8 protein-coding genes are annotated in these 13,408 nt (G+C 65.3%); 5 read left to right on the top strand and 3 right to left on the bottom strand.

Annotated features, from left to right (window positions below; translation table 11 throughout):
- Both B4393_RS02380 and B4393_RS02375 read left to right on the top strand, forming a co-directional pair.
- Entirely contained in the window at positions 1-2,058 is a 2,058-nt protein-coding gene (locus B4393_RS02380; protein ID WP_078278630.1) for an ATP-dependent DNA helicase, read from the top strand.
- 19 nt (positions 2,059-2,077) lie between these two features.
- Positions 2,078-3,526 carry a neutral zinc metallopeptidase gene (locus B4393_RS02375; RefSeq protein WP_078332753.1) on the top strand — a complete coding sequence of 483 codons (1,449 nt, stop codon included), beginning with the start codon at positions 2,078-2,080 and terminating at the stop codon, positions 3,524-3,526.
- Between the two features lie 8 nt (positions 3,527-3,534).
- On the opposite strand, the gene glgP is transcribed toward B4393_RS02375, so the two are convergent.
- Positions 3,535-6,162: an alpha-glucan family phosphorylase gene (gene glgP / locus B4393_RS02370; RefSeq protein WP_078332752.1), complete on the bottom strand. Its 2,628-nt coding sequence runs from the start codon at positions 6,160-6,162 to the stop codon at positions 3,535-3,537.
- Between the two features lie 75 nt (positions 6,163-6,237).
- Between glgP and B4393_RS02365 the strand changes: the two genes are divergently transcribed.
- Genes B4393_RS02365 through B4393_RS02355 form a run of 3 tightly spaced genes read left to right on the top strand, consistent with a single transcriptional unit; the run spans position 6,238 to position 12,031 of the window.
- Positions 6,238-8,319 (top strand): alpha-1,4-glucan--maltose-1-phosphate maltosyltransferase, encoded by a 2,082-nt coding sequence (locus tag B4393_RS02365; RefSeq protein ID WP_078332996.1) that lies wholly within the window; start codon positions 6,238-6,240, stop codon positions 8,317-8,319.
- Complete coding sequence (glgB, locus tag B4393_RS02360) at positions 8,316-10,523, top strand: 1,4-alpha-glucan branching protein GlgB (RefSeq protein WP_078332751.1); 2,208 nt, start codon at positions 8,316-8,318, stop codon at positions 10,521-10,523. Before B4393_RS02365 ends, glgB begins: the two co-directional genes overlap by 4 nt.
- A gap of 53 nt (positions 10,524-10,576) precedes the next feature.
- A complete protein-coding gene (locus B4393_RS02355) occupies positions 10,577-12,031 on the top strand; it encodes a neutral zinc metallopeptidase (protein WP_078332750.1) in 1,455 nt (484 codons plus the stop codon).
- Between the two features lie 19 nt (positions 12,032-12,050).
- On the opposite strand, the gene B4393_RS02350 is transcribed toward B4393_RS02355, so the two are convergent.
- Positions 12,051-12,980 carry a tetratricopeptide repeat protein gene (locus B4393_RS02350; RefSeq protein ID WP_078332995.1) on the bottom strand — a complete coding sequence of 310 codons (930 nt, stop codon included), beginning with the start codon at positions 12,978-12,980 and terminating at the stop codon, positions 12,051-12,053.
- A 34-nt stretch (positions 12,981-13,014) separates the two neighbouring features.
- Entirely contained in the window at positions 13,015-13,368 is a 354-nt protein-coding gene (locus B4393_RS02345; protein ID WP_078332749.1) for a DUF3817 domain-containing protein, read from the bottom strand.
- Between the last annotated feature and the right edge of the window lie 40 nt (positions 13,369-13,408).

Below are 13,408 nucleotides of genomic sequence, written 5' to 3'. Positions count from 1 at the left end.
CTGGGCGACGCATCCGCATCCGCGACGGGCCTGCTTGCCACCGCTGTCGCGGCACTCGGGGGCACCGAACGCGCCGGACAGCTCACCATGGCCACCGCCGTCGAACATTCCCTGCATAGCGGCGAGCATCTGGTGGTCCAGGCAGGTACCGGCACCGGGAAGTCCCTGGCATACCTGGTGCCGGCCCTGGCGCACGCGATCGAAACGTCGTCGCCGGTGGTCGTCTCCACGGCGACCATTGCGCTACAACGCCAGCTGGTGGATCGCGATCTGCCTCGCCTCGCCGAGGCGCTGACACCTTCACTGACCCGCAAGCCGAGGTTCGCGATCCTCAAGGGACGGGGGAATTACCTGTGCCTCAATAAGTTGCACAACGGCGCCGCGTCCGACCAAGAGGCGCCCGACACCCTGTTCGAGCCCTTCGCGGCCAGCGCCCTGGGCCGCGACGTCCAACGGCTCAACGAATGGGCGGACACCACCAAAACCGGGGATCGGGACGAGCTCAAGCCCGGCGTGCCCGACCGGTCCTGGTCGCAGGTCAGCGTGTCGGCGCGCGAATGCCTCGGCGCCACCCGGTGCCCGTTCGGCACGGAATGCTTCGCCGAGCTGGCACGGCTCGATGCCGGACAGTCCGATGTCGTGGTCACCAATCACGCACTGCTGGCCATCGATGCCATCGCCGATATCAACATCCTGCCCGAGCATGACGCGGTGATCGTCGATGAGGCGCACGACCTTGTCGACAGAGTCACAAGCGTTGCCACCCAGGAACTCTCGGCAGTCGGGCTCACCGTCACCATCCGGCGCATCGGCCGGCTGGTGTCACCCGAGACGGCGAGCCGGTTCGAAGCGAGTTCGGCGACATTCTCCTCGCTCATCCACGACAGCAGGCCCGGCACCATCGACCGCGCGGACGAGGAAACCGTCACCTACCTGACCGCGCTGCGCGATGCCGCCGCCGCGGCACGCACCGAGATCCCCACGGGTCAGTCCACCGATCCTGCCACGGCCTCGGCACGTACCGAAGCAGTTGCCGCACTGGACGATATCGTCGATGCGGCTTCCCTCGCGTTGAGCTGCTGGGCCGAACCGGACATCACCGCACGACCCAATGTGGTGTGGCTGGATCATGAGGACAATCGGGGCACGATACGCCCGGTCTTGCGAGTTGCCCCGCTGTCGGTCGCGGGGCTGCTGCGTACCCGCCTATTCGGGCAGCGCACCGTCGTCCTCACCTCCGCGACCCTGGCCCTCGGCGGGAAATTCGACGCGATGGCGGCCTCCTGGGGGCTGCCCGCCCGAGAACCCGGCAAGGGCGCGGACACTGACTCCACCACCGCGACCAGGGCCACCTGGCACGGTATCGATGTCGGATCCCCCTTCCAGCACGAGAAGTCCGCCATTCTCTATCTGGCACGGCACCTGCCCGCCCCCGGGCGCGACGGTCTCGGTGCGGCCACTCTCGACGAGATCGAAACCCTCGTCCGCGCGGCAGGGGGCCGCACCTTGGGACTGTTCTCCTCGATGCGCGCCGCCAAGGAGGCGTCCGAGGAGATGCGTACCCGGCTCGACACCCCGGTGCTGTGTCAGGGGGACGACGCGACATCGGTTCTCGTCGAACAGTTCAGCGCGGATCCGGAGACCTCCCTGTTCGGCACCCTGTCGCTGTGGCAGGGCGTCGACGTGCCTGGCCCCTCGCTGTCCTTGGTTCTCATCGACCGAATCCCGTTCCCCCGCCCCGACGATCCGCTCCGCGCCGCCCGGCAACGAGCAATCAGCTCGCGCGGCGGCAATGGGTTCATGGCGGTGGCGGGTACCCAGGCAGCACTGCTGCTGGCTCAGGGAACCGGACGACTACTGCGCAGCGCACATGACAGAGGTGTTGTCGCGGTGCTCGATTCGCGGATGGCGACGGCGGGATACGGCGGATTTTTGCGCGCATCACTGCCACCGTTCTGGTCCACACATGATCTGTCGGTGGTCACCGCGGCACTGCAACGCCTGATGACCAAGCACAACGCGACCTATGCTGGAGGAGGCTCCCCCACACAGGGATAGCCAGTACAGAGAGATGGCCATGTCGATTCCGGGCAGGTGGTTCCACATCCCGACGGCGATCCTGGCCAGCTGCGTCCTCGGGCTGCCGGCATGCTCGAATGCCGTTGACGGCACCCCAGTTTCACAGCTCGGCAACGCCTACCAAATCGCCGGGCTCCCCGTCGTCAATGGTCCTTCCGGCCTGCGCCCCAACCCCAAACCGGTCAACAGAGCCGTGCGCGGCACCGATAACGGTGAGATGGACCGGCTCGCGGTCAACGCGATCTCCGATATCGAGGACTTCTGGCAAGAGGCCTATCCCAAGACGTTCTGGGCCACGTTTCATCCCGTCGCATCGTTGGTGTCGTGGAGCAGCGACGGCCCCGATGCCACGAAGTTCTGTGACAGTCCGACGATCGGTTTCGACAACGCCGGATATTGCCTCAACCAGAACAGCCTCGGCTGGGACCGCAGCGTGCTGCTACCCAAACTGGTGCGAATGTTCGGCCCCATGGCGGTTCCCATGACCTTGGCCCACGAGTACGGGCACGCCGTCGCGCACCAATCGGAGATGGTCGATTCGCGGACACAGACGCTGGTCGGCGAGCAGATGGCCGATTGCCTCGCCGGCACATATCTGCGGTGGGTGGCGCAGGACAGCTCGCCGCGCTTCACCCTGAGCACCGGCGACGGCCTCAACAACGTCATCGCGGCACTCATCGCCTTCCGGGACGACCCCATCGAGGCCGGCGACGCCGTCGACTCACACGGATCGGCGTTCGAGCGCGTGTCGGCGTTCCAGCGCGGGTTCATGGACGGCGCAACCGAATGCAGCCGGATCGACATGGCCGAGATCACCAAGCGGCGCGGCGGGCTACCGGTGAACCTGACGTCCGGAGAATCCGCGGAGATACCCGTTTCCGCCGACACCCTGGGCACACTGATGACGGTGCTGCGGACCGTCTATACGCCGACGGGAAACACAGCGCCCCCGCGTCTCTCGATGACAGGCGCCACATGCGACGAGCCCGGCCACCGCGTGCCATCGCCGCCGGCGGTGTACTGCCCGAACTCCAACACCATCGCCCTGGATCTGCGGCAACTGACCAATCTCGCGCGGCCCACCCACGACCAGGGGCAGGTAACCGGCGATTTCACCGCGTACTCGGTGGTGATATCCCGGTACGCGCTGGCGATCGAGAATGAGCACGGTCTATCGCTCGACAACGGGCAGAGCGCGTTGCGCACCGCCTGCCTGACGGGTGTGGCATCGGCGGCAATGGCCAGGCCGACCACGCCCACTCAGGAACCGAATCCGATGGTGCTCGGTGCCGGCGACCTCGACGAAGCGGTGTCAGGCTTGCTGACCAACGGCATGGTCGCCAGCGATGTCAACGGAACCACCGTCCCGGCCGGCTTCTCGCGGATCGAGGCGTTCCGCGACGGCGTAGCCGGATCCACCGACCGCTGCCTTACCCGCTACAGCTGATCGGGCCGTTAATGTTCCAGGTCGCTGGCGGCCAACACCGCCAGCCCCAGCTCGCTGTCGCTTGCCAGCAGTGGGTGGTGCGGGAGCACCCGCACCGTGTAACCCACAGACCCCGAGACCGGCAAGGTGGTGGTGGTCGAGAACGTCTCCACGCCGCCGCCCCGGCTACCGGTGTGCGTCATCGGGACGATCTCCGAATCGGAAAGCTTGTCGTCCAGGTCAACTCGCCCGATCACGGCCTGCACCGCGACCTCCGAAGGAGCCAGCCCGGCCAGCTGTACCGAAGCGGTAAGCGTGAACGGTGACCCCAGCAGCGGGGTATCGGGCAGACCCGAACTGTCGACCTCCGTGATGACCAGAGACGGCCACACTTGTTGCACCCGTTCCCGATAGCGCGCCAACTCCTTGGCCGGGGTGAACGAGTCCCCCGCGCCTACCGTGGCGCGCAGCGACCTGGCCGCGGGAGCGTAGTAGCCGACCGTGTAATCGCGAACCATCCTGGACGCCAATACCTTCGGGCCCAACTTTTCCAAGGTGTGACGAACCATCTCGACCCACCGCTGTGGTGTGCCGTGCTCATCGCGCTCGTAGAACTTGGGTGCCACCTTCTGTGCCAGCAGCTCATAGAGCGCCGCGGCCTCCAGATCGTCGCGGCGGTGATCGTCGGTGACCCCGTCGGCGGTCGGTATCTCCCAACCGTTTTCGCCGTCATACCACTCGTCCCACCAGCCGTCGCGGATGGACAGGTTCAATCCGCCGTTGAGTGCGCTCTTCATCCCCGACGTTCCACACGCCTCCAACGGACGCAACGGATTGTTGAGCCACACATCGCATCCGAAATACAGATATCGGGCCATCGACATGTCGTAATCGGGGAGGAAGGTGATGCGGTGCCGCACGTCGGCCTGGTCGGCGAACCTGACGATCTGCTGGATGAGGCCCTTGCCGCCGTCATCGGCCGGGTGCGACTTGCCCGCCACGATGAGCTGCACCGGCTGCTTCTCGTCGAGCAGCAGCTCGCGCAGTCGTTCCGGATCGCGCAGCATCAAGGTGAGCCGCTTGTACGTCGGGACCCGGCGGGCAAAGCCGATGGTCAACACGCCCGGGTCGAACGCGCTGTCCACCCAGCCCAATTCGGCCTCGGCAGCGCCGCGCTGCAGCCAGGATGCGCGGATGCGCCGACGCACGTCCTGAATCAGCTGCTCACGCAGCTGCGATCGGATCCACCAGATGTGGCCGGGATCAACCTCGTGAATGCGTTCCCATCCACTGGCGTCGTTGAACGCCTCGGCACCGACCAGCTGCTGTCCCAGCTCCAACCATTGCGGCGCCGCCCAGGTGGGCGCGTGAACGCCATTGGTGATCGACCCGATGGGGACCTCTGAGGCATCGAATGACGGCCACAGTCCGTTGAACATCGACCGGCTCACCTGGCCGTGCAGCAGGGATACGCCATTGGCACGCTGCGCCAATCGCAGCCCCATATGAGCCATGTTGAACGTGGACGGGTCGTCCTCCGCCCCCAAAGCGATGATCCGGTCCACCGGCACGCCCGGCAGCAGTGTGGAATCCCCGGATTCCCCGAAGTACCGACGCACCAGGTCGACGGGGAATCTGTCGATACCCGCCGGAACCGGTGTGTGCGTGGTGAATACGGTGCTGGACCGCACCACGGTCAGGGCAGTTTCGACATCCAGTCCGTGCTGTCCGATGTACTCGCGGATGCGTTCCAGCCCCAGGAACCCGGCATGCCCCTCGTTGGTGTGGAACACCTCCGGCGATGGCGAGCCGGTGGACTCGACGTAGGCACGAATGGCGCGCACACCGCCGATACCGGCCAGGATCTCCTGCTTGATGCGGTGGTCCTGATCACCGCCATACAACCGGTCGGTGACGTAACGCAGTTCGCGATCGTTCTCGGCGATATCGGAATCCAAGAGCAGCAGAGGAATCCGGCCCACCTGGGCGATCCAGATCCGGGCCGAGAGCTCCCGATCCTGCGGCATGGGCACCGTGATGAGAATCGGGGTGCCGTCGTCATGCGCCAAAAGCCGCAACGGCAGACCGGCGGGGTCGATGAGCGGATACTGCTCGGTCTGCCAGCCATCGGCGGTCAACGACTGCCGGAAGTACCCGGACCGGTAGTGCAGCCCCACCGCGACGAGCGGCAGCCCCAGATCGGACGCGGCCTTGAGGTGATCGCCCGCCAGGATGCCCAAACCACCGGAGTAGTTCGGCAGTACCTCGGAGACACCGAACTCCATCGAGAAGTACGCGATCGCAGTGGGTAGAGCCCCACTGTCCGCGGTCTCATCGCCGTCGTCCTCACTGCGCTCCAGCTGGCGCTGGTACCACATCGGCCGGTTCAGATAGTCGTGCAGATCACCCGACAGGGCTCCCACCCTGTCGACAAATCCGTCATCGGCGGCCAGCTCGTCGAGCCGTTGCGCCGGCACCGACCCCATCAACGCGACCGGATCGTGGTTGGTCTGCTCCCACAGTTGGTGGTCGATATCGGCGAAGAGATCCCGCGTGGGTTGGTGCCATGACCAGCGCAGGTTGTTGGATAACTCGCCCAACGCCGCCAACCGCTCCGGAAGATGGGCACGAACAGTGAATCGACGTAGGGCTTTCACCCTTCAGAACCTTACTGAGATTTCGGTTGCGCGCATGCCCGGCGGCAAGATAGCCCGTCTACTACGGTGGACGTGGTGACCGGACGCATAGGCATCGACGATGTCGCCCCCGTCATCTCGGGTGGTCGCTATCCGGCCAAGGCCGTCGTGGGCGAGGTGGTACCCGTCGCGGCGACCGTCTGGCGCGAAGGCCATGACGCTGTCGCCGCCACCTTGGTGGTGCGCTGCCTGGGACCCAGTTACCCGCAGCTCGCGGAGGGACCGTTGCGCCGCATCTCGGCCCCTCGCGATAAGGACACGACCGCGACGCGCATCAAGCCGGTGCATATCCCGATGCACGCCGGCGGGGCCCTGGATCGATTTCATGCCAGCTTCATCCCGGATCGGGAGGGGTTATGGACCTTCCGGGTCGACGGGTGGGGTGATCCGATCGCAACCTGGCGTCACAACGTCGCGGCCAAGCTGGAGGCCGGGCAGGGTGCCACCGAATTGGCCAACGATCTGGAGATTGGCGCCCGGTTGTTCGAGCGCGCGGCGGCCGGAGTGCCACGCAAGCGCCGCCAGCCGTTGCTGGATTCGGCGGAAGCGTTGCGCACCCCGGACGATCCGGGGGCACGGTTTCAGCACGCGCTCTCCGGGGAAACCGTCTCCTTGCTCGACGAGTTCCCGCTGCGCGACCTGCTGACCCGTGGAACCCAGTACGGCATCTGGGTGGATCGCACCCGTGCGCTCTACGGCTCGTGGTACGAGCTGTTCCCACGTTCCACCGGCGGGGTGGGGCCGGACGGACGGCCCATGCATGGCACCCTCGCGACCGCTGCCGCCGATCTCGCCCGGGTCGCGGAAATGGGATTCGATGTGGTCTACCTGCCGCCGATTCATCCGATCGGCGAGATAAACCGCAAGGGCCGCAACAACAATCCCGTCGCCGATCCCGGTGAGGTGGGCTCACCGTGGGCCATCGGCAGCACCGCGGGCGGCCACGACGCAATCCATCCGGAGCTTGGAAATCTCAAGGACTTCGACCGGTTCGTCGCCACCGCACACAAACTGGGCCTGGAGGTGGCACTGGATCTCGCGCTGCAGTGCGCGCCAGATCATCCCTGGGTGAGCGCGCATCCCGAATGGTTCACCGAGCTTCCCGACGGCACCATCGCCTATGCGGAGAACCCTCCGAAGAAGTATCAGGACATCTATCCCCTGAACTTCGACACCGATCCGGCGGGCCTCTACACCGAGGTACTGCGCGTGGTTCAACACTGGGTTGCACACGGCGTCAAGATATTCCGAGTAGACAACCCACACACCAAGCCGCCCGACTTCTGGCAATGGCTGATCGGGGAGGTCAAGGCGGCGGACCCCGATGTCCTGTTCCTATCCGAGGCATTCACTCGGCCGGCCCGGCTCTACGGTCTGGCCCAACTCGGCTTCACGCAGTCGTACACCTACTTCACCTGGCGCACCGGCAAATCCGAGATCGAGGACTTCGGCCGAGAGATCGCCGCGCAGGCAGACTTGGCGCGCCCGAATCTCTTTGTGAACACCCCGGACATCCTGCACGCCAGTCTGCAGCACGGCGGCCCGGGCATGTTCGCGATCCGCGCCGTCCTGGCCAGCACCCTGAGCCCCACGTGGGGCGTGTACTCCGGATACGAACTCTACGAACACGTTCCACTGCGCGAGGGCAGCGAGGAATACCTTGATTCAGAGAAGTACCAGCTGCGCCCCCGCGACTACCAGGGTGCGGCGGCGCGGGGTGAATCGTTGGAGCCGTTCATCACTCAGCTCAATGAGATCCGCCGGCTGCACCCGGCCCTACACCAGCTGCGCAACATCACCTTCCATCACGTCGAGAACGATGCGCTGTTGGCGTACTCGAAGTTCGACCCGGTGACCGGTGACGCGGTCTTGGTCGTCGTGAATCTGGATCCTTTCGGCCCCGAGGACGGCACCATCTGGCTCGACCTGCCCGCGCTCGGTCTTGAGTGGCACGAGACCTTCTGGGTGCGCGACGAACTCACCGGCGAGCAGTACCGCTGGGGCCAGGCCAACTACGTGCGGCTCGACCCGCTCACCCCTTCTCGACAAGTGGCGCACATCCTCAACCTGCCGCAGGTACGCGAATCGGCCCGATCTCAGCTGGTGTACCGCCCATGAGCGCATCCACCGCATTCCTGAAACCGGACGCCGCCGATATCACCCGGCTGGTGGCCGGCACCCATCACAACCCGCATTCGATCCTGGCCGCTCATGAGTATCCCAGCAAGAAAGGCAAGGGATACACCGTCATTCGTGCGTTCAAGCCGGGTGCCAGCGCCGTCGCCGCGGTGGTCGGTGACGAAACTCATCCGATGACCGATCTCGGGTCCGGACTGTTCGCCGTGGCACTGCCCTTCCTGAACCTCCTGGACTACCGCCTGGATGTCGATTATGACGGCGCCTCACTCGTCATCGCGGATGCGTACCGATTCCTGCCCACGCTCGGCGAGGTGGACCTTCACCTGTTCAACGAGGGCCGGCACGAGCGGCTCTGGGAAATCCTTGGCGCACATCCGCGCTCATTCGTCACCGCCGATGGCGAGGTCAGCGGCATCTCGTTTGCGGTCTGGGCTCCCAACGCACGCGGCGTCTCGCTCATCGGGGATTTCAACGGGTGGAACGGAAATGACGCCCCCATGCGAACTCTCGGATCCTCCGGGGTTTGGGAGCTGTTCTGGCCGGGCATGACACTCGGCGCGCTGTACAAGTTCCGAGTACACGGCGTAGACGGATCGGTGACCGATCGGGCCGACCCGTTCGCCTTCGCCACCGAGCTGCCCCCGGCCACCGCGTCTCGGGTCACCACCTCGTCATACTCCTGGGAGGACGGCGAATGGATGTCGCGGCGCACCTCGCGCAATCCGGTGTTCGAACCGATGAGCACCTACGAGGTGCACCTGGCGTCGTGGCGCCCCGGACTCACCTATCGCGAGCTGGCTTACGAGCTGACCGAATACGTCCTGGCACAGGGGTTCACCCACGTCGAGCTGTTGCCGGTGGCCGAGCATCCCTTCGGAGGATCCTGGGGCTACCAGGTGACCTCGTACTACGCGCCCACCTCGCGACTCGGCGCGCCCGACGACTTCCGGTACCTGGTCGATGCTCTGCACCGGGCAGGCATCGGCGTGCTCGTCGATTGGGTACCGGCCCACTTCCCGAAGGACGCATGGGCGTTGGCCCGCTTCGACGGGACACCCTTGTATGAGCACGCCGATCCACACCGTGCCGAGCAGCTGGACTGGGGCACATATGTTTTCGATTTCGGGCGCCCCGAGGTACGCAACTTCCTCGTCGCCAACGCCCTGTTCTGGCTCGACCAGTTCCATATCGACGGGCTGCGTGTCGATGCTGTCGCATCGATGCTCTACCTGGACTACTCACGGCCCGAAGGCGGCTGGACACCCAACATCTACGGCGGCCGCGAGAACCTTGAGGCCGTGCAGTTCCTGCAGGAGATGAACGCCACGGTGCACAAGCTGCATCCCGGAATCGTCACGGTGGCCGAGGAGTCCACCTCCTGGCCGGGCGTCACCCGCGCGACCAACCTTGGCGGCCTTGGCTTTTCCATGAAATGGAACATGGGCTGGATGCATGACACGCTGGGTTACCTGGGACGCGATCCCATCCACCGAAGCTTTCACCATCACGAGATGACCTTCTCGATGTTGTACGCGTTCAGCGAGAACTTCGTATTGCCCATCAGTCATGACGAGGTGGTGCACGGCAAGGGCACGCTGTGGACCCGGATCCCCGGTGACGACCATGCCAAGGCCGCCGGTCTGCGCTGCCTGTTGGCATACATGTGGGCCCACCCCGGAAAGCAGCTGCTGTTCATGGGGCAGGAGTTCGGCCAGCGGGCCGAATGGTCCGACGAGCGCGGCGTCGACTGGTTCCAGCTACGCGAGGACGGATACTCGTCGGGCATCGGGGCGTTGACCGCGGATCTGAACGCGGCATACCGGCAGCGGCGCGCACTGTGGTCACAAGACACCGCGCCCCAAGGGTATTCGTGGATCGATGCCAACGACTCGGCCAACAACGTGCTGAGCTTCCTGCGCTTCGGTGACGACGGCTCGGTGCTGGCATGCATCTTCAATTTCGCCGGCGTCGAGCACAGCAGCTACCGAGTGGGATTGCCCCTCACCGGCCGCTGGCGCGAGGTCATCAACACTGATGCGCTCCAGTATCACGGCAGCGGAGTGGGGAACCTTGGCGAGGTCATCGCGTCAGCGAACCCCTGGCACGGGCGTCCTGCCTCGGCCACACTGGCGCTTCCGCCGGCCGCTGCCATCTGGCTGGAACCCGACTCCGAGCCCCGCTAGAAAACATTAGGATGCGCTAAACGCACGCGCGCGTATCTAAAGGGGTGGCTTGGATGTCCAAACGCTGGATGGCACTGCTGGTGGGGTTGGTGCTGGTGATCACATCGTGTGGCCGTCCGCTCGGCGGGCAAGCACAGTCGATCTACGCCGACCCCCTGCGGGTGGCGGGTATGCCCGCGGTCGACGGCCCGTCGGGCATGAAACCCGGAGTGCAGGTTCCCAAGCGCAAGATCGAGAACACCGACAACGGTGAGATCGACGATTACGTCAAGGTATCCCTGGCCGATATCGAGGACTTCTGGACGCAGTTCTATGGAGATTCGTTCGCGAACTTCCGGCCCGTGTCCCGGCTCATCTCGGCCGACTCGCGTAAGAACAACGACGACCTTGAATTCTGCAAAGGCAACCTGACCGACTTCATCAACGCCGCGTTCTGCCCGCTGGACAACTCGTTCGCCTGGGATCGCGGTCAGCTGTTCCCCTTCCTGCGCAAGCAGATGGGCGATATGGCCATGAATACCGTCATGGCTCACGAGTACGGGCACTCGATCCAGTTCCACGCCCAGCTCATCAATCCGATCGATGATCCGAAGATAAGCAAGGACCAGGTCGAATACCTCCTGGCTCTCAACCAGGAACAGCAGGCCGACTGCTTCGCCGGGGCCTACCTGCGCTGGGTCACTCAGGGCGATTCACCGCGATTCACCCTGAACACCGCCGACGGGCTCAACAAGGTGATGGCCGCGATGATTGCGATCCGCGACAACGACACCAGCAAGAAGTGGGCCATCCATGGCTCGGCGTTCGAGCGGGTGTCGGCCTTCCAGTTCGGTTTCACCGATGGCCCCATGGCCTGCAAACGCATTGATTCCCAGGAGATCCTCAAACGCCGCGGCGAGCTTCCCCGCGGTTTGGGAGTGGGCCCCAACGGCGACAACTGGCCGATCAATCCGGACACCATCGGCGCGGTGTTGGCCGCGGCTTCGCAAGTGTTCCCCATGGACAACCCGCCCAAGGCGGTCTACGGCGACGGAAAGTGCTCCGACGGTTCGGGCACGGCACCGGCCTCGTATTGCCCCCAGGACAACACGATCGCCATGGACCCCACGGCCCTGCAGAAGATGGCAAAGCCTGCCACCGAACGCGCCCTGTTCTCGGCGCAAGTGAACGGTGACTACTCGGCGTTCAGTGTGATCGTCTCGCGCTACGCGCTGGCAGCAGAGAAGGCCGCGGGGCTCGAGACCGAGGGCATCTTGACCGGACTACGGACCGCGTGCCTGACGGGATATTTCACCTCGCGGGCCGCGGGTAAGGGCATCATGACCCCGCGCGCGCCGGTCATCCTCTCCGGCGGCGATCTCGATGAGGCCGTCTCCGAATTGCTTTCCAGCGGTAGAGCTTCCAGCGATGTAAAGGGCCAGACGGCACCGGCCGGGTTCTCCCGCATCGATGCCTATCGGATCGGCGTGCTGGGCAACGACCAGACCTGCGCCAAGCGCTTCCCCTGATTCGGGGCAGTCGGCCGAACTAGAACAGGGCGTTGGCGAGCTTGCGCCGCCCCGCAACCACCGCGGGATCGGCGGGATCGAACAGCTCGAAAAGCTCCAACAAGCGGGCGCGCACCGTGGCCCGGTCCTCGTCGCTGGTCACGCGAACCAGCGCGACCAACCTATCGAAGGCCGAATCCGGCAACTGGGAAAGCACTTCCACATCGGCGGCGGCCAATCCTGCCTCGACGTCACGCGGAGCCGCATCGGCAACAAGCACCGCGTCCTGGCGTTGACCCGTCGCACGGATCAGGAACCCGATCTGGCGCACCGACGCCGTCGCCTCGGCGGCCACCACACCGGTGGCGCCTGCATCCAGCAGACCTTGATAGGCGGTACGGGCCGCCTCGAAATCTCCTGAATCCAGGGCGTCACGCGCGGCGGCCAGCTCGGGGTCGATGCTGTCTTCGGCCTCCTCGGCCTCGTCGCCCTCGCGCGTATCGGCGTCGGGCAGCTTGCCGGCGACCGCATCGAGGATCGAGTCGAGCCAGCGCCGCAGCTGATCGGCCGGCTGCGGTCCGGCGAAGCTGGTGATGGGCCGTCCGGCGGCCACGGCCACCACGGTCGGCACGGCCTGCACACCGAAGACCTGTGCGATCTGCGGATTAGTGTCGACATTCACCCGCGCGAGGGTCCACTTTCCGCGGTCCTCGGCCACCAGATCACCCAGTGTCGCGGCAAGTGCCGCCGAAGCCTCGCTGCGCGGCGAACCCAGCAGCACGATGACCGGCACGCGGTTGGACTGCTCCAGCACCTCGGCTTCGAGATTCGCCTCGGTTACTTCAACGGTCCAGTCACCACCGGCTGCGGGCTCACGAGGCGCGGCAGGCTCCTGCGCGCGCTGTTTGAGAGCAGAAAGGTCGACGGCTCCGGACATGGCCGCAGCCATCGCGGGACGTGGTCGGGTCACGCCGTCCAGTCTGTCACGGGTTGCGGTCTGCGCACTACGGCGCCGCGTCACCCAACGGCGCGCTGCCCGCAACGGGCAATTTGCCCGTCTTGTCGGCCCATATGACAAAAATCACACTGCACAATGGGGCAATTCCAGCTAACAGCGCGAGCAACCACGTGAGCGGTTTCCAGCGGTATTCACGCCCCGCCAGGAACCCCAGCACCAAGTACGCGATGAAGACGATCCCGTGGATCCACCCGAATACCTTCACGCCGATCTCGTTGCCCGGGTCCGGCACGTATTTGAAGAACATCCCGGTGAGCAGACCCGCCCAGCTGAGGGCTTCGAGCAACGCCACGGTGCGGAACCTGCTGGCGGTGCTGCGCAGGTCGAAAAGCTGAGTCATGCCCTCAGTCTGCCCGATGGGCTGCCCGGCACTTCAGCGG

The sequence above is a fragment of the Mycobacteroides franklinii genome, from assembly GCF_002013895.1.
In the GTDB taxonomy this organism is placed as follows: Bacteria; Actinomycetota; Actinomycetes; order Mycobacteriales; family Mycobacteriaceae; genus Mycobacterium; species Mycobacterium franklinii.
This window is presented reverse-complemented; position numbering and strand designations above follow the sequence as displayed.

Excerpts from the sequence above, each read along its gene's own strand:
- B4393_RS02375 (WP_078332753.1), top strand. The coding sequence starts at position 2,078 with ATGTCGATTCCGGGCAGGTGGTTCCACATCCCGACGGCGATCCTGGCC.
- glgB (WP_078332751.1), top strand. The coding sequence starts at position 8,316 with ATGAGCGCATCCACCGCATTCCTGAAACCGGACGCCGCCGATATCACC.
- B4393_RS02355 (WP_078332750.1), top strand. The coding sequence starts at position 10,577 with ATGTCCAAACGCTGGATGGCACTGCTGGTGGGGTTGGTGCTGGTGATC.
- B4393_RS02345 (WP_078332749.1), bottom strand. The coding sequence starts at position 13,368 with ATGACTCAGCTTTTCGACCTGCGCAGCACCGCCAGCAGGTTCCGCACC.